Annotated in this window: 19 protein-coding genes; 10 read left to right on the plus strand and 9 right to left on the minus strand. The window is 62.8% G+C overall.

From position 1 onward, the window contains the following. The first annotated feature begins 92 nt into the window (after positions 1-92). The gene (gene murI / locus NKI32_RS08750; protein ID WP_023684874.1) at positions 93-881 is read left to right on the plus strand and encodes a glutamate racemase; all 789 of its coding nucleotides are present in this window, start codon (positions 93-95) and stop codon (positions 879-881) included. Positions 882-965: 84 nt separating this feature from the next. Here murI and NKI32_RS08755 read toward each other — a convergent pair whose 3' ends face one another. Next, on the minus strand, positions 966-2,348 hold the full coding sequence (locus tag NKI32_RS08755) for an RNB domain-containing ribonuclease (RefSeq protein ID WP_023711500.1): 1,383 nt from the start codon (positions 2,346-2,348) through the stop codon (positions 966-968). Between the two features lie 160 nt (positions 2,349-2,508). On the opposite strand from NKI32_RS08755, the gene NKI32_RS08760 reads away from it, so the two are divergent. Continuing rightward, positions 2,509-2,697 (plus strand): DUF3008 family protein, encoded by a 189-nt coding sequence (locus tag NKI32_RS08760; protein ID WP_023684876.1) that lies wholly within the window; start codon positions 2,509-2,511, stop codon positions 2,695-2,697. An 83-nt stretch (positions 2,698-2,780) separates the two neighbouring features. Here the strand turns inward: NKI32_RS08760 and NKI32_RS08765 are convergent, their stop codons facing one another. Beyond that, positions 2,781-2,981: a hypothetical protein gene (locus NKI32_RS08765; protein ID WP_023690200.1), complete on the minus strand. Its 201-nt coding sequence runs from the start codon at positions 2,979-2,981 to the stop codon at positions 2,781-2,783. A gap of 386 nt (positions 2,982-3,367) precedes the next feature. On the opposite strand from NKI32_RS08765, the gene rpsD reads away from it, so the two are divergent. From rpsD to NKI32_RS08785, 4 genes are all read left to right on the plus strand, one after another. Continuing rightward, on the plus strand, positions 3,368-3,985 hold the full coding sequence (rpsD, locus tag NKI32_RS08770) for a 30S ribosomal protein S4 (RefSeq protein WP_023669107.1): 618 nt from the start codon (positions 3,368-3,370) through the stop codon (positions 3,983-3,985). A 107-nt stretch (positions 3,986-4,092) separates the two neighbouring features. Beyond that, complete coding sequence (gene ttcA, locus NKI32_RS08775) at positions 4,093-4,980, plus strand: tRNA 2-thiocytidine(32) synthetase TtcA (RefSeq protein ID WP_023669106.1); 888 nt, start codon at positions 4,093-4,095, stop codon at positions 4,978-4,980. Continuing rightward, a complete protein-coding gene (locus tag NKI32_RS08780; protein WP_023684879.1) occupies positions 4,970-5,797 on the plus strand; it encodes an inositol monophosphatase family protein in 828 nt (275 codons plus the stop codon). Before ttcA ends, NKI32_RS08780 begins: the two co-directional genes overlap by 11 nt. A gap of 85 nt (positions 5,798-5,882) precedes the next feature. Next, positions 5,883-6,290: a UCP034077 family protein gene (locus NKI32_RS08785; RefSeq protein WP_023706454.1), complete on the plus strand. Its 408-nt coding sequence runs from the start codon at positions 5,883-5,885 to the stop codon at positions 6,288-6,290. Positions 6,291-6,333: 43 nt separating this feature from the next. On the opposite strand, the gene NKI32_RS08790 is transcribed toward NKI32_RS08785, so the two are convergent. Both NKI32_RS08790 and grxD read right to left on the minus strand, forming a co-directional pair. Then, entirely contained in the window at positions 6,334-7,527 is a 1,194-nt protein-coding gene (locus tag NKI32_RS08790; RefSeq protein WP_502897931.1) for a multidrug effflux MFS transporter, read from the minus strand. A gap of 202 nt (positions 7,528-7,729) precedes the next feature. After that, positions 7,730-8,065, minus strand: coding sequence for a Grx4 family monothiol glutaredoxin (grxD, locus tag NKI32_RS08795; protein ID WP_023669102.1), 336 nt, complete (start codon positions 8,063-8,065; stop codon positions 7,730-7,732). A 160-nt stretch (positions 8,066-8,225) separates the two neighbouring features. On the opposite strand from grxD, the gene NKI32_RS08800 reads away from it, so the two are divergent. Together NKI32_RS08800 and NKI32_RS08805 are read left to right on the plus strand one after the other, a co-directional pair. Next, complete coding sequence (locus NKI32_RS08800; protein ID WP_353002510.1) at positions 8,226-8,519, plus strand: hypothetical protein; 294 nt, start codon at positions 8,226-8,228, stop codon at positions 8,517-8,519. Beyond that, complete coding sequence (locus tag NKI32_RS08805; RefSeq protein WP_353002511.1) at positions 8,507-9,058, plus strand: phosphodiester glycosidase family protein; 552 nt, start codon at positions 8,507-8,509, stop codon at positions 9,056-9,058. Before NKI32_RS08800 ends, NKI32_RS08805 begins: the two co-directional genes overlap by 13 nt. A 12-nt stretch (positions 9,059-9,070) precedes the next feature. On the opposite strand, the gene NKI32_RS08810 is transcribed toward NKI32_RS08805, so the two are convergent. The 3 genes from NKI32_RS08810 to purL form a co-directional block, all read right to left on the minus strand. Continuing rightward, positions 9,071-9,304, minus strand: a complete 234-nt coding sequence (locus NKI32_RS08810) for a BolA/IbaG family iron-sulfur metabolism protein (protein ID WP_010909092.1) — start codon at positions 9,302-9,304, stop codon at positions 9,071-9,073. A gap of 99 nt (positions 9,305-9,403) precedes the next feature. Then, positions 9,404-9,928: a hypothetical protein gene (locus NKI32_RS08815; protein ID WP_023706458.1), complete on the minus strand. Its 525-nt coding sequence runs from the start codon at positions 9,926-9,928 to the stop codon at positions 9,404-9,406. Beyond that, positions 9,925-12,156 carry a phosphoribosylformylglycinamidine synthase subunit PurL gene (purL, locus tag NKI32_RS08820; protein ID WP_353002512.1) on the minus strand — a complete coding sequence of 744 codons (2,232 nt, stop codon included), beginning with the start codon at positions 12,154-12,156 and terminating at the stop codon, positions 9,925-9,927. Before purL ends, NKI32_RS08815 begins: the two co-directional genes overlap by 4 nt. A gap of 186 nt (positions 12,157-12,342) precedes the next feature. Here purL and NKI32_RS08825 point away from each other — a divergent pair, with 186 nt between their 5' ends. Then, entirely contained in the window at positions 12,343-12,507 is a 165-nt protein-coding gene (locus tag NKI32_RS08825) for a hypothetical protein (protein WP_023669098.1), read from the plus strand. Between the two features lie 30 nt (positions 12,508-12,537). On the opposite strand, the gene NKI32_RS08830 is transcribed toward NKI32_RS08825, so the two are convergent. Then, complete coding sequence (locus NKI32_RS08830; RefSeq protein ID WP_353002513.1) at positions 12,538-13,950, minus strand: aminotransferase-like domain-containing protein; 1,413 nt, start codon at positions 13,948-13,950, stop codon at positions 12,538-12,540. A 93-nt stretch (positions 13,951-14,043) separates the two neighbouring features. Here NKI32_RS08830 and NKI32_RS08835 point away from each other — a divergent pair, with 93 nt between their 5' ends. Beyond that, positions 14,044-14,289 (plus strand): DUF1127 domain-containing protein, encoded by a 246-nt coding sequence (locus NKI32_RS08835; RefSeq protein ID WP_023700852.1) that lies wholly within the window; start codon positions 14,044-14,046, stop codon positions 14,287-14,289. Positions 14,290-14,301: 12 nt separating this feature from the next. Here NKI32_RS08835 and NKI32_RS08840 read toward each other — a convergent pair whose 3' ends face one another. Next, a complete protein-coding gene (locus NKI32_RS08840) occupies positions 14,302-14,946 on the minus strand; it encodes a Pr6Pr family membrane protein (RefSeq protein WP_023834166.1) in 645 nt (214 codons plus the stop codon). Between the last annotated feature and the right edge of the window lies 1 nt (position 14,947).

Genomic DNA, 14,947 nt, shown 5'->3' on the forward strand with positions numbered 1-14,947 from the left:
ACTTCAAGACCATGATGGTTGCAGATAGAAGAACGGCATTGGCCAATGACCGCCAAGCCTTCTGATCCAGCCTCTTTCATGGTCCGATATCAATGAGCCACCGTCCGATCCTGATGTTCGATTCCGGCGTTGGCGGATTGACCGTGCTGCGCGAAGCGCGCGTGCTGATGCCCGACCGGCGCTTCGTCTACGTCGCCGATGACAAGGCCTTTCCCTACGGCGCGTGGGAAGAGCCGGCGCTGCAGGCCCATATAGTCGAGCTCTTCGCCAAGCTGCTCGACCGTTTTGATCCGGAAATTTCGGTCGTCGCCTGCAATACCGCTTCGACGCTGGTGATCGATGCCTTGCGGGAAAAATTCCCTGGCCATCCCTTTGTCGGCACGGTGCCGGCAATCAAGCCGGCTGCCGAGCGCACCCGGTCCGGGCTGGTCTCGGTGCTGGCGACGCCGGGCACGGTGAAGCGCCAGTACACGCGCGACCTGATCGGCAAATGGGCGCAGAAATGCCATGTCCGGCTGGTCGGCAGCAACAATCTCGCCGGACTGGCCGAGGCCTACATGCGCGAGGGCTTTGTCGACGAGGAGGCCGTGCGTGCCGAGATCGCACCGTGTTTTGTCCAGCATGACGATTTGCGCACGGACATCGTCGTGCTCGCCTGCACGCACTATCCGTTCCTGGCCAATCGCATGCGCAAGACCGCGCCCTGGCCGGTCGACTGGATCGACCCGGCCGAGGCGATTGCGCGGCGCGCTCTGTCGCTGCTTCCGGCTGTCGACGGGCCATTGCCGCAAAGCGAGCCCGACATCGCCGTCTTTACCTCGGGAAAGGCGGACTTCGCCATCAGCCGGCTGATGCAGGGTTTTGGATTGAGCGCACGCTAATGCATGTCGCCCAAAAGTGCGCAGCGGTTTTGGGACAAGGACATGCATAAAAACAAAAAAACTAAAGCGCGTCGCCGACGCGCTTTAGACAGGTTCGAAGACAATGACGCGCCGATCCGGATCGGCCGAAACAAGCCTTAGCGTCAGGCCATCGCCCTGCCTGAACCCTGAGGCCTTCACATTCGCAACGACAGGCATGTCCGAGAGCTGAACGCGCGCACGCTGATCACCGACGTCGGTGACGACGGCCTTGAATGTTTCACCCACACGCCCCCTCAGCATCACCGCCTCGGCAAGGTCGATGGCCGCGTGGTTGATCTGCGAGGCGCGGGCGCCTGCGCGGCCCATCACCTTCGGCAGTCTGGAAAACGCCTCGTTAACGACTTGCGGCACCGGCTGGCCGTTGACGATGGCCAGCACGCAGCGCACGACATAGCGATCGGCCAGCCGCCTCAGGGGTGCGGTGGCGTGGGCATAGGTCGCGGCCATCGCCTCGTGCCAGGGGACAACGCCTTCCTCATAGGGCTGGTAGGACGCACCGGAGCCGGCGCGGCGGATTTCCAGCATCAGCGCTGCCTGTTGCATGTTGGCAGGATCGAGGGTTCGCTGATAGTCGGGCAGGCTGGTCGAAGGAGGCCAGGACAGGCCTAAGGCCCGTGCCGCGCTGCGCAGTCTTTGCACTTTGGAAGCATCGGGCGGCGCCATCACCCGGAACAAGCCGGTCCGGTGTGCCAGCATGGCGTCGGCAATCGCCATGTTGGCGGCCAGCGAAAGTGCTGCGTTGTCTTGCTCGGATTGCAGCAGCGGTCTGAACGCAAGCTGGAACGTGCCATCGGCAAGCTGTTCCACCTCCTGCTCGGGCGGGTCGACGCGCGAAGCGCCGCGACGGTCTTCGGCCGCCGCCATGCGCCGCGCGATTTCGGCGAAGCCGACTGGGACGTCGGCGGCCTGCACGCTGTCATAGGCGAGCTTGGCGCGGCTTTGAATGATTGCCCGCTCCGCGCCATCCAGCCTTACCGCTCCGTCGTCGACGATCCGGACCGTGAAGATGACAGCCGGACGCGGACCGCTGGGCAGCAAGCTCGCGGCGCCCTCGGCAAGCACCCGGGGATAGAGCCCGGCCTTGCCGTCCGGCAAATACAGGGTTTCGCCTCGCGCCCAGGCTTCGCGATCCACCGCGTCGCCGTCCGCGACGAACCAGGCTACGTCGGCAATCGCATAGTGCAACAGAAGGTCGCTACCGCTCGCTTCGATCGAAAACGCTTGGTCAAGATCGGTGGAAGCCGCGGGATCGAGCGTCACGAAGGGCATCGCCGTGCGGTCGGCATGCTGGTCGGGCACGCGCCTGGCCGCCGTCTGTGCCATGGCCATTACATCAGGGGGAAATCCCTCCGGCACATGGAACTCGGTGCGGATTTTCGCGAGGCCGGTAGCGAGTGCCTGCGAGGGATCGTTCAACGATTTCATGGCGCCGTCCTACACCGGCGTTGCGGGCACGGGAAGGTGGTTTTGCCGGCAGTTGGCCGACCATGGGCAGACATGAGCGCGGAACGGAAGTTGACCGCCAGCGCTGGAACCGTCGCCGGAGCGCAACGTTTCTTCCTCTGTCAGCAAAGGAGGTGCCGATATGCCTGCAACCTCAAAAGCACAGCAAAAGGCCGCTGGCGCAGCCCTGTCGGCCAAGCGCGGCGAGACCAGGAAGAGCGAACTTCAAGGCGCGTCGAAGTCGATGTACAATTCGATGAGCGAAAAACAGCTCGAGGAATTCGCAGAGACCAAGCGCAAAGGCCTGCCGGAGAAGAAATCGGCAGACTGAAACCTTGAACCGAGTCGATAAACAAAGCCCGTGGCCGAAACCACGGGCTTCTTCGGTTCAGGCCAAGCCCGAAACCCCTGACGTCACCAGCAGCGCTTCACCTTGTAGCGGATGACCTTCTTGTGGCCATGCCGCCAGATGACCTTCTTCTTCACCACGACATGGCAGGTCTGACGATGCTTGTGGCCCTGCCAATGCTTGGCCATCGCTGGCTCGGGCACGGCGATCGACATCGTCCCGGCCAGGACGGCTGCACCGACCAACGAGAGGAAAAACTTCTTCATGCGACTTCGGGCTCCTTTGGCTCCAGTCCCTTCCTAAATGCCGTCGGCGCAACAACCTCCCGCCGCATCCGGCACGGCACTCAACGCCAAAGACGTGATATGGTTGCCGGGCCCAGCGCCAGCGACGCGCTTGACTCTGCTCAAATCTCCGTTTAACGAGCGCACCAACACCGGGCCGCAATGCCCGGTTGTTTCTTTTGCATGGCAAGCCCGGGAAAGCAGGTTTATCGTTTCCTGGGTTTTGTCTAGACTGACGTGTCCCGTGGGTTTTCCGCCGCGTTGCGTGGGAAAACCCTGTCAGGCCTCGAAAACGGAGGCCAGAGGAGGGCGCGTTTCCTTCACCCGGACCATGAGGCTCCGGGTGGTTTGTTTTGAAAGGGAATGCGATGAGCAAGCGCGAATCCGCGAAGTACAAGATCGACCGCCGTCTCGGCGAAAACATCTGGGGCCGCCCGAAGTCCCCGGTCAACAAGCGTGAATACGGCCCCGGCCAGCACGGCCAGCGCCGCAAGGGCAAGCTTTCCGATTTCGGCCTGCAGCTGCGCGCCAAGCAGAAGCTGAAGGGTCACTATGGTGATGTCTCCGAAAAGCAGTTCCGCAAAGTCTATGAAGAGGCTGATCGCCGCAAGGGCGACACCTCCGAGAACCTGATCGGCCTGCTCGAGTCGCGTCTCGACGCGGTCGTCTACCGCTCCAAGTTCGTGCCCACCATTTTCGCGGCTCGCCAGTTCGTCAACCACGGCCACGTCAACGTCAACGGCAAGCGCGTCAACATCGGCTCGTACCGTTGCAAGCCGGGCGATGTCGTCGAAGTGCGCGAAAAGTCGAAGCAGCTGGTCATCGTGCTGGAAGCGGTCGGCCTCGCCGAGCGCGACGTGCCGGACTATATCGAAGTCGATCACAACAAGATGGTCGCGACCTTCTCGCGCATCCCCGGCCTGGCCGATGTTCCGTTCGCCGTGCAGATGGAGCCGAACCTGGTCGTCGAATTCTATTCGCGCTAAGCGATCGCTTTTCTGCGATACTGGAAAGGGCCGCCCGTCGAGGCGGCCTTTTCTTTGTCGGCCATGTCCGCTAATCCGGCACTCTCGGCTATGGAAAGCGACAAGCCATGAACATGCTGGCAGACATCGAAACAGTTGAACCGATTGCTGAAGGCGGCTTCCATCCGCTGTTTGCCGACGTGCCGTCTTCCGTCGAGTTCAACAAACTGCGTAAGCGGCTGTTGCGGTTAACCCGTCAGGCGGTCGAGGATTTCGCCATGGCGAGGCCCGGCGACCGCTGGCTGGTGGCCTTGTCCGGCGGCAAGGATTCCTACGGGCTGCTGGCCGTGCTGCTCGATCTCAAATGGCGCGGGCTGCTGCCGGTCGAGCTGCTGGCCTGCAATCTCGACCAGGGCCAGCCGAATTTTCCGAAGCACATTTTGCCCGACTACCTCGATGCGCATGGCATTGCCCATCGCATCGAGTATCAGGACACCTATTCGGTGGTCACCGACAAGCTGCCTCAGGGCAGCACCTATTGTTCGCTGTGCTCGCGGCTGCGGCGCGGCCATCTCTATCGCATCGCGCGCGAGGAGGGCTGTTCGGCGCTGGTGCTCGGCCACCACCGCGAGGACATTCTCGAAACCTTCTTCATGAATCTGTTCCATGGCGGCCGCCTTGCCGCCATGCCGCCAAAGCTGCTCAACGACGACGGCGACGTCATGGTGCTGCGGCCGCTGAGCTACTGCGCCGAGGTCGATCTGGAAAAATTCGCCGCCGCTATGAAATTCCCGATCATTCCCTGCGATCTCTGCGGCAGCCAGGAAGGCCTGCAGCGCAACGCCATGAAGGCGATGCTGGACGATATGGAAAAGCGCATGCCGGGCCGCAAGGATACGATGCTGCGCGCGCTGTCCAACACCAGGCCGTCGCATCTGCTCGACAGAAAGCTGTTCGACTTTGCCGCCCTCAATGGCAGCCTCAGCACAGGACAAGACATTTCCGATGATATTTGACGACCAAGCGATCGACTGGCTGGCCGAGCTTCTCGCCGATGCAGCCAGGGCCGAAATCATGCCACGCTTTCGCCGGCTGGGCGAGGGCGACATCAGACAGAAGACCTCGGCTGCCGACCTGGTGACCGAGGCCGACATCAACGCCGAGCGGCTGATCACGGCCAGGCTGCGCGAGCGCTATCCCACGGCGATGATCGTCGGCGAGGAAGCCTGTTCCGACAATCCGGCGCTGCTTCAGGGGCTCGGCGATGCCGACCTCGCCTTCGTCGTCGACCCGGTCGACGGCACCTTCAACTTCGCCTCCGGCGTGCCGCTCTTCGGCGTCATGCTGAGCGTCGTCGTCAAGGGCGAAACCGTCGCCGGTATCATCCATGACCCCGTAGGCCGGGACTGGCTGATCGGCGCCAAGGGCGCCGGCAGCCATATCCGCCATGCGCATGGCGCGCTGGAGACGGTGCACGTCGCCGATGCCGTGCCGATCTCGCAGATGACCGGCTCCGTCTCCTGGCAATATCTGGCGGAACCGCAACGCTCGCTCCTGGCGCGCAACCAGACCAAGACCCTGTCGCAGTTCGGCTATCGCTGCGCGGCACATGAATACCGTCTTCTGGCCAGCGGCCATGCCCATTTCGTCGTCTACAACAAACTGATGCCGTGGGACCATCTGGTCGGTGTGCTGATCCACGCCGAGGCCGGCGGCTACACCGCGCGGATCGACGGTAGCGCCTATCTGCCCTCGCATATCGACGGCGGCATTCTTGTCGCCCCGGACAAGGAAAGCTGGCAGGAGTTGCGCAGGGAACTCTGGGCGCAATAGTCGGTCCAACTGCCGGTAGACGCTTTCGTCAAGTATATTGGCTCTGTTATAGTGGTCCAATCTCTCGCGAAGCCGGAGCCGCGAAATGAAACATCGGTCCGCAATTGTCGCAACGGCACTTGCACTTGCCCTGGTCGCCTGCGCCACTGAGGCACGATCGCAGGAGCGCGCGTGTCGTAGCCCCGATCCCATCGACACCATCGACGAAATGTTCGACGCGATCTTTGCCTGTTGGCAGCCGCCGCCTGGAAGTGCTGGCCTGACCCTGACGCTGAGTTTTTCAATTCGCAAAAACGGCACGCTGATGGGCAAGCCGCGCGCCACTTTCTCCCATATGGGAGATGATGCCTCGCTCAACCGGGTCTTTGTGTCATCCGTGCTCGAAGCGCTCGACAAGGCTCTGCCGATGCCGCTGTCGGACAGCATGGGTGGCGCCATCGCAGGGCGCCCGCTGTTCCCTCGTTTCACGGCAGTGATTGGCGGCGCATCCTGAAACGCGTCGCATAAAGGTGGATGCGGTTTTGAGACCAACAATCTCAAGGCGCGTCGCTCAATGCAGGTCGGTGACGTGCCCTGGGTGGGTTGTGCGGCTGGAACATCTTGCCGCGCTCGGCGATCAGGATCATCAGCAGGGCCGCGACCGAGACGCTGCAGAAGCCGGCGGCAAGCGGCGTCACCGTGCCGTTGAAGGCCTGGCCGATCAGCGTGCCGAGGATGCCGCCGAGAAAAGTCTGCATGAAGCCCAGGATGGACGACGCGGTGCCCGCCAGTTGGCCGAGCGGTTCCATCGCGAGCGCGTTGAAATTGGCGCCGAGCGCGCCGAACGGGAGCATCGCACTGGCGAAGAAGGTGATGAACAGCCAGAGTGGCATCTTCATTTGAAGCGAAACGGTGAGCCAGGCAAGGCTGATCACCAGGAACAACAGCAGTGCGCTCTGCGACAGGCGGCGCATGCCGATGCGGCCGACCAGGCGCGAGTTGAGGTAGTTCGAAAAAGCGAGAACGCCGGCGACACCCGCGAAGATGACAGGAAACAATTCGCCGACATGAAAAATGTCGACATAGATCTGCTGTGCGGAGGCGATGAAGCCGAACATGGCGGCGAAAATGAAGGTGCTGGCAAAGGCGTAGCAAAGCGCCATGCGGTTGGTGAGCACGATGCGGAAACCACCGACGACGGATGAGACTGTCAGCGGCCGGCGGTACTCCGGATGCAGCGTCTCCGGCAGCCGCAGCAGCGACCACGCCGACACGATCAGCGCTCCGACGGCCATGGTGACGAAGATCCAGTGCCATGTTGCGAACAGCATGATGAACTGGCCGATCCCAGGCGCGATCACCGGGATGGCCATGAACACCATGAAGATCAGAGACATCACCTCGGCCATGCGCCGACCGTCGAACGTGTCGCGCACGATCGAGACGGCGATGACGCGGGTCGCCGCCGCACCGATGCCTTGCACCAGCCGGCACAGCAGCAGGACGGCGAATGACGGGGCGATGGCGGCAGCTGCCGCCGCCACGACATAAATCGCCAGCCCGGCAACGAGTGGCGCGCGGCGCCCGAACCGGTCCGAGATCGGTCCGAAGAAAAGCTGTCCGCCACCGAAGCCCAATATATAGGCGGTGATCACATACTGGCGGTGGTTTTCATTCTCAACGCCAAGCGTGGCGCCGATTTGCTGCAGTGCCGGCAGCATGATGTCGATGGCCAGCGAGTTCAACGCCATCAGTGCCGCGCAAAGCGCGATGAATTCCCAGCGCGGAATAGGCAATTTGCGTGCCTGTTGCGGCGCTTTTGCTGGCTGGTCCACGGCGGGTCCGATCTTCAAAACGAATATGCGCCGGCATGCCGGCGCATAAGTTCGTCCTCACTCCGATAGGGGCAGGTAACATTTTGCCGGGGCGGGGCTGCCCCGTCTCAACTCAGAATCAGGCTGTCGCTTTGACGCTGACGCCCTTGTCGACGAGCAACGTCTGCAGCTCGCCCGCCTGGAACATTTCGCGGATGATGTCGCAGCCGCCGACGAATTCGCCCTTGACGTAAAGCTGCGGGATCGTCGGCCAGTTCGAATATTCCTTGATGCCTTGGCGCAGTTCGGCCGAGGTCAGCACGTCGACGCCCTTGTAGTCGGCGCCGATGTAATCGAGGATCTGGACGACCTGGCCGGAAAAGCCGCACTGCGGAAAACCGGGCGTGCCCTTCATGAAAAGGACGACGTCGTTGCCCTTCACTTCGCTGTCGATGTAGTCGTTGATGCCGCTCATGAGATATCCTTTCACGCCTGTGGGAGTCAGGCTCGAAGCATAGCCATCAAATAAACCCATAGATGGGCCGAAACAAGATGTTTGCGCCGCCGTCGCGGAAATGGCGCAAAGGATCGCCTGTCTTGGGCCAAGCATCCCTGCCGATTGCAGCCTCCGGGACATGATGAAAAGACGATATGGCGCCGCCCTTCTGATCGCCATCCTGCTGGCCGCGATTGCCGTTGTCTGGTGGCCGAGACGCCCGGAGCCGCCGCCGCTGGTCATTGGCGGTGACCTGCCCGCGCCTTGCCGGAATGTCGCCTTCGAGGCGGTGACCTATGTCGTTTGCGAGATCGATCTTCGCGCCGACAGCATCGGTGTTTTCCACGCCGGCGCCGATGGCAAGCCTTTTGGTTCGCTCGAAGCCTTCGACAAGGCGGTTGCGGGCGAGGGGAGGCCGGTATGCTCGCCATGAATGGCGGCATGTATCACGAGGATTTGTCGCCGGTCGGCCTGCTGGTCGAGGACGGCAGCGAAAAGTCACGGCTCAATCTTGCCGACGGCGAAGGCAATTTCTTCCTGAAACCGAACGGCGTCTTTCTGGTGGGCAATGACGGCAAGGCGGCTGTCATGGAAAGCAACGCCTATGCGGTCACCAAACGCGATGTTGCCTTCGCCACGCAGTCCGGCCCGATGCTGGTGATCGATGGCAAGATTCACCCACGCTTCGAGCCGAACGGAACCTCGCGCTACATCCGCAACGGCGTCGGCGTGCGCGATGAAAACACCGTTTTGCAGGTGATCTCGCGGTCTGAGGTCAGTTTCGGCAGCTTTGCGCGGCTGTTTCGCGACGCGCTACAATGCCGCAACGCGCTGTTCCTCGACGGCGCGGTCTCCGCGCTGTCGGATGGGAAAAGAATGATCGTCGGCGGAAAATACCCGGCGGGCCCGATCATCTCAGTGTCGGCGAAGCCGATCACGTCAGTGTCGGCGAAGCAGCCGCAGAAACAGTAGGCCAGTCTGGCTTCAGTCCGGCACGCTGGTCTGCAGGGCCAGCGCGTGCAGCACGCCGCCCATATTGCCCTTCAGCGCATCATAGACCATTTGGTGCTGCTGGACGCGGCTCTTTCCGCGGAAGCTTTCGGCCACCACTTCGGCTGCATAGTGATCGCCGTCACCGGCGAGGTCGCGGATCGTCACCTTGGCGTCCGGAATGCCGTCCTTGATCAGTTTTTCGATGTCGTGGGCATCCATTGCCATGGCAAAATCCTGTTCTGGGCGGCTAGGCACGAGTGACTCGGACGGCAGCCTAAAGCCTTTCTGGTCCGGGTTGAAGCCGTTCTGTCGGCGACGCAGTGTCTAAGGGCCATCCTGCCGCGGGTGAACCACACCATCTTCTGTGATGTCGTCGCGGGTCGAGAACCCCCGGCCAAGGCTGAACACCAGGACATAGAGCGGGATGTTGAGCGCCAGGGTGATAATCGGGAGATAGCTGGTCATCTGCCACAAGGGCGAAAAGAATGGTTGGCCATAGCCGTCGCAGATCAGCGATGACCCGTATTCCCACAGCGCGCCGGTAATGACCGCAATGGCAAATAGCTTGATGCAGGTGGCGACATGCCTTGCGCGCGCCGGGTTCGGCAAAAGGCGGCTCCACAGCACCAGGCAGACGATGGGGATCGCATAGATCAGACTTTGCAAGGCCAGCATCTGCAGTGTGCCATTGGCCGCCTCAAGGAACTGGTCACGCCTTTCCAGCAGCGGACAGACCTCGCTCGAGGTCGTCGACAGCAGGAAAAAGACGAACGGCCCGAGGAACCAGAAGAAGAACAGCGACGGCCAGAAGACGACTGCGATCAGCGTCCGGGCTGCCAGGCTGGTCAACTGGACTTGTCCATGAAGTTCGGGAACCAGCCTTCGTGGGCAGCGGTCAATTCGCTGACCGGGATCGCCCTGGCATCGCCGAGCTTCACTTCGTTTCCACCGGTCGAGCCGATCCATGGCGCAAAGATGCCGAGCCTGCTCTGTTCGTCGCGGATGGCGTCCCATTCCTTGCTCTGCGGATCGACGGACAGCGTCAGGAGGTAGCGGCCCTGGTCCTCGCCGAACCAGACCGGGATCGGGTCGGTGCCGGCGAGCCCCGGAATGGTGGCGCCGATGCCGGACGCCATCGCCATTTCGGCCAGGGCTATCGCCAGGCCGCCATCGGAAAGGTCATGCGCCGCGGTCACGACGCCCGACGCGATCAGCGCGCGCACGTGGTCGCCGACGCGCTTTTCATGGGCGAGGTCGACGGGTGGCGGCGGCCCGTCGGTCCGACCGTGAATGTCTCTGAAATAGGCGGACTGGCCGAGATGGCTGCCCAAGCTTGGGGGCGCGCCGACCAGCAGGATCATCTGGCCCTCGGCGGCAAAGCCGATACGGGTCATCTTCGACCAGTCGGCAATCAGCCCCACGCCGCCGATGGTCGGCGTCGGCAGGATACCTTGGCCATTGGTTTCGTTGTAGAGCGAGACATTGCCCGACACGATCGGGAAGCCGAGCGCCCGGCAGGCATCGCCAATGCCTTTCACCGCGCCGACCAGTTGGCCCATGATCTCAGGCCGTTCCGGATTGCCGAAATTGAGGTTGTCGGTGGCCGCCAGCGGCAGCGCGCCGCTGGCGGTGAGGTTGCGCCAGCATTCGGCCACCGCCTGCTTGCCGCCTTCGTACGGGTCGGCCTCGCAATAGCGCGGCGTGACGTCGGAGGAGAAGGCGAGCGCCTTGGTCGGATGGCCTTCGACGCGCACCACGCCGGCGTCGCCGCCGGGAAGCTGCAGCGAATTGCCCTGGATCAGCGTGTCGTACTGCTCCCACACCCAGCGGCGCGACGACAGGTTCGGCCCGCCGAGCAGTTTCAACAGCGCATCGGCGACATCGGCCTTCGGCGCATCGCCGGCTGCGAGCGCCGCAGGCTTCTTCGGCTCGACCCAGGGGCGGTCATATTCCGGCGCCTTGTCGCCAAGGTCCTTGATCGGCAGGTTGGCGACCTCGTCACCCTGGTGAATGACGCGGAAGCGCAGATCGTCGGTGGTCTTGCCGACAATGGCGAAGTCGAGGCCCCATTTGTGGAAGATCGCCTCGGCTTCCTTTTCCTTCTCGGGGCGCAGCACCATCAGCATGCGCTCCTGGCTCTCCGACAGCATCATCTCATAGGCGCTCATGCGCTCTTCGCGCACCGGCACCTGGTCGAGGTGAAGCTCGATGCCGAGGTCGCCCTTGGCGCCCATCTCGACCGCCGAACAGGTGAGGCCGGCCGCACCCATGTCCTGGATGGCGATGACGGCGCCGGACGCCATCAGCTCAAGGCAGGCTTCGAGCAGGCATTTTTCGGTGAAGGGATCGCCGACCTGCACGGTCGGGCGCTTCTCGTCGATCTTGTCGTCGAACTCGGCCGAGGCCATCGTGGCGCCGCCGACGCCGTCGCGGCCGGTCTTGGCGCCGAGATAGACGACCGGCAGGCCGACGCCCTTGGCTTCCGACAGGAAGATCGCATCTGTCTTGGCGAGGCCGGCGGCAAAGGCGTTGACCAGGATGTTGCCGTTGTAGCGGGCGTCAAAATTGACCTCGCCGCCGACGGTCGGCACGCCAAAGGCGTTGCCGTATCCTCCGACGCCGGAAACCACGCCGCTGACCAGGTGCCTGGTCTTGGGATGGTCCGGTGCGCCGAAGCGCAAAGCGTTCATCGCCGCAATCGGCCGCGCGCCCATGGTGAAGACATCGCGCAATATGCCGCCGACGCCGGTCGCCGCACCCTGGTAGGGCTCGATGTAGGAGGGATGGTTGTGGCTCTCCATCTTGAAGACGACGCAGTCGCCATCGCCGATATCGACTACGCCGGCATTCTCGCCCGGACCCTGGATGACCTGCGGCCCGGTGGTCGGCAGCGTGCGCAGCCATTTCTTCGAGGATTTGTAGGAGCAGTGCTCATTCCACATCGCCGAGAAGATGCCGAGTTCGGTAAAGCTCGGTTCGCGCCCGACCAGATCGAGGATGCGCTGGTATTCGTCGGGCTTGAGCCCATGCGCGGCTATGAGTTCCGGGGTGATCGGCACGGAATTAGAAATGGTCATGGGCGGCGATTGGTGTCCATGGGAGAGGGAATTTGAGTCCCCTCATATCGCAAGCTTTGGCGTGATACACCCCATCGGATGACGAAAAACGCCGGAAAACACAAGGCGACGATGGTAGCGGGGCGCCGTTGGGGAACGCTATGGCATCCCGGCCGTTAGGCCTCAAACCAATCAGGAGATTTCGACATGGCCACCAAGCAAGGCAAGAAAGACAATCGCCTCTCCGACAAGGAGGCCATGCATATTGCCGAGACGACCGACGTTTCGCCCAAGCAGGCCAAGGACCTGGCCGAGAAGCACGGCAAGGACAAGGGCGCGAAGGAAGCCAAAAACTTCAAGGCAGAGGGCTGAACCTGAAGATCGGGATACAGGAGGACCGAGTCAGGACGAACTGTCGTAGCCGGCGCGGCCTTCCTCCAACAGTCGCCGGATCACCGCGACGCCGCCGGTGATGTCCTCGCGCCGCCTTGGCTGCGAGACGCCGAAACGCACGCCGTGAAAAACCTGCTCGGAACGCCCCGCCTTGAACTCGTCCTCGTCGTCGAGGAGCACGCCATTTTCGAGGCATGCGCTCCTGAAAGTGCCGGACAGCCAGGGATCGGGCAGCGTCAGCCAGACGAAGGGCACGCTGCCGTGTGACTTGAAGGCGAAACCCGCCAGTGTCTCGCGCACGATGGCGATGCGGGCGGCAATTTCGGCAATGCTGCGTTTGCGGATATCGCCAGCCTGCCCAGACAGCACCAGCCGCGCGTTCACCTCCGCCAACAGGAACGGCATCCCGCCGGTCATCATCTTGTGGGCGACGCGGATGCGATGGCGATAGGCGGGCGGGCAGGAGAGCCAGCCGCCGCGAACACCTGCCACGACCGATTTCGACAGACCGCCGGCGACAATGGTGCGCTCGGGCGCATATTCGGCGATGAGCGGCGTCGGATCTTCGGTCAGGCCGCCATAGAGATCGTCCTCGATGACGATGACATTGTACGCGCGCGCGACGCGGGCGATCGCCTCGCGGCGCGAAACCGACAGGATCGCCAGCGTCGGGTTCTGCACCGTCGGCATCAGGAAGATCATCTTCGGGTGCTTTTGCGCGCAGACGCGTTCGAAATCCTCGGGATCGAGGCCTTCTTCGTCCGATGCCACCAGTGCTATGCGCCGCCCGATCAGCCCGGCGCTGCGGGCGATCTGCGAATAGGTGAGGTGCTCGAAGACGACATAGTCGCCCGGCGTGGTCAGCGCCGCGATCGCCGCCATCACCGCGGCATGGGTGCCCAGCGTGGGAACGATGGTCTCGGCGGCAGGGCGGAACGAATTGCGCGACAGCCAGCGGGCGCCGGCCTCGAACCAGCGCTCCGGAAAATCCCTGGTGTAGCTCGAAATCTCGTGCGGATGATCCTGAACCGTGCGAAGCAACATGTCGGCAACAATGGCGCCCTGGCCGATGTCGGGCGCGGCAGTGCTGTCGAAGCGCAGCTTGCCCGGCGGTGCATCGACACAGCGCGTGCCTTGCACGGCGGGCTCGGCGAATTCGGGTGACGCCGCTTCCGATTGCTGCGCCAGCACATAGGTCCCGCGTCCGACTTCGCCGCTCACCAGCCCGCGTTCGCGCAGCAGCTGATAGGCCCGGCCGATCGTGCCGACCGTCGTGCCAATGTCATAGGCGAGATCGCGCTGCGGCGGCAATTTTGCCCCGGCATCGATAACGCCCTTGTCGATGTCCGACTCGATGCTGTCGGCAAGGCGCTGGTAAAGCGGGCCGGAACCGGTGGTGAGGTCAGGGAGCCAATTTGTCATGGTGACAATTCTGTATATTGCACCAGATCGGGTGTCAATGCATATGAGAACCGTACCAAGATGGGTACAATTTGCAAGGTTGGCAGAAAGACAATGGATACAATCGAGACAATCCGCTGCGCGGGCATTGAATTGGTCGGGCCGCGCCCGTCCAGCCGGCGAGGCTTTGTCGGCCGGATCGTGCATGTGGTCAGATCGCTGGCGCGATGGATTGACGTGCTGATCGAGCGCCGTCGCGGCCGCCTGGCTTTGCTCGAAATGACCGACGAGCAGCTCAGGGACATCGGTGTGTCGCGTGACGACGCTCACCGCGAAGGCATCAGGCGATTCTGGGACTAACTTTTAGTCTGGTCAGCGGCGTGTGCCCGGAGCCCTGAGGCGTGAGACGCCCTTATCGGCAAGCACGGCGAGGATGCACAGCACCAGGAAAACACCGGTGACGGCCAGCGCCGCAAGGGCGACGTTGGCCGCGCCGTTTTTCGCAACGTCGAGGAACGGGTAGGGCACTTCGCCTGCGATCGGTGCGCGCGCCAGCGCATAGGCGAGATAGGCGATCGGATAGGCCATCCACCACGAAATGTCGCTCCAGCGTGTCCTGCCGTCAGCGCCTGCAACAAGCCACCACAGCACGAACAGCACCGGCGTCACATAGTGCAGCAGCACGTCACAGAGCAGGAACAGCCCCTGCGGCTGCCAGAGCTGCGCCAGAACCGTCGCATAGACGATGAAGACAAGCGCGATGGACACGGCGACGCCGGCCCGCATCCGCGGTCCGGCAAAGGCGGGCAGCCAGGCGTAGCCCGAAGGCGACAGCAGCGAGACATGGACCAGCACCGCACCGATGTTGGTCAGGATGGTGAAGAAGCTGAACAGAAAGACGATGGAGCCGAGAAAACTGCGGCCGGCCTCCATCGATGCCGGGATGGTGATGCACGCTTGCAGGACAAGCCCGGCCAGACCTATGACCAATCCCGCAAACTGCAGGAAGCGGCCCATG

The organism is Mesorhizobium sp. M0761, from assembly GCF_040320205.1.
GTDB lineage: Bacteria > Pseudomonadota > Alphaproteobacteria > Rhizobiales > Rhizobiaceae > Mesorhizobium.

Bases quoted from the DNA above. Each gene is read 5' to 3' on its own strand.
- murI (WP_023684874.1), top strand. From the start codon at position 93: ATGAGCCACCGTCCGATCCTGATGTTCGATTCCGGCGTTGGCGGATTG.
- NKI32_RS08755 (WP_023711500.1), bottom strand. From the start codon at position 2,348: ATGAAATCGTTGAACGATCCCTCGCAGGCACTCGCTACCGGCCTCGCG.
- NKI32_RS08760 (WP_023684876.1), top strand. From the start codon at position 2,509: ATGCCTGCAACCTCAAAAGCACAGCAAAAGGCCGCTGGCGCAGCCCTG.
- NKI32_RS08765 (WP_023690200.1), bottom strand. From the start codon at position 2,981: ATGAAGAAGTTTTTCCTCTCGTTGGTCGGTGCAGCCGTCCTGGCCGGG.
- rpsD (WP_023669107.1), top strand. From the start codon at position 3,368: ATGAGCAAGCGCGAATCCGCGAAGTACAAGATCGACCGCCGTCTCGGC.
- ttcA (WP_023669106.1), top strand. From the start codon at position 4,093: ATGAACATGCTGGCAGACATCGAAACAGTTGAACCGATTGCTGAAGGC.
- NKI32_RS08780 (WP_023684879.1), top strand. From the start codon at position 4,970: ATGATATTTGACGACCAAGCGATCGACTGGCTGGCCGAGCTTCTCGCC.
- NKI32_RS08785 (WP_023706454.1), top strand. From the start codon at position 5,883: ATGAAACATCGGTCCGCAATTGTCGCAACGGCACTTGCACTTGCCCTG.
- NKI32_RS08790 (WP_502897931.1), bottom strand. From the start codon at position 7,527: ATGGCGTTGAACTCGCTGGCCATCGACATCATGCTGCCGGCACTGCAG.
- grxD (WP_023669102.1), bottom strand. From the start codon at position 8,065: ATGAGCGGCATCAACGACTACATCGACAGCGAAGTGAAGGGCAACGAC.
- NKI32_RS08800 (WP_353002510.1), top strand. From the start codon at position 8,226: ATGATGAAAAGACGATATGGCGCCGCCCTTCTGATCGCCATCCTGCTG.
- NKI32_RS08805 (WP_353002511.1), top strand. From the start codon at position 8,507: ATGCTCGCCATGAATGGCGGCATGTATCACGAGGATTTGTCGCCGGTC.
- NKI32_RS08810 (WP_010909092.1), bottom strand. From the start codon at position 9,304: ATGGCAATGGATGCCCACGACATCGAAAAACTGATCAAGGACGGCATT.
- purL (WP_353002512.1), bottom strand. From the start codon at position 12,156: ATGACCATTTCTAATTCCGTGCCGATCACCCCGGAACTCATAGCCGCG.
- NKI32_RS08825 (WP_023669098.1), top strand. From the start codon at position 12,343: ATGGCCACCAAGCAAGGCAAGAAAGACAATCGCCTCTCCGACAAGGAG.
- NKI32_RS08830 (WP_353002513.1), bottom strand. From the start codon at position 13,950: ATGACAAATTGGCTCCCTGACCTCACCACCGGTTCCGGCCCGCTTTAC.
- NKI32_RS08835 (WP_023700852.1), top strand. From the start codon at position 14,044: ATGGATACAATCGAGACAATCCGCTGCGCGGGCATTGAATTGGTCGGG.
- NKI32_RS08840 (WP_023834166.1), bottom strand. From the start codon at position 14,946: ATGGGCCGCTTCCTGCAGTTTGCGGGATTGGTCATAGGTCTGGCCGGG.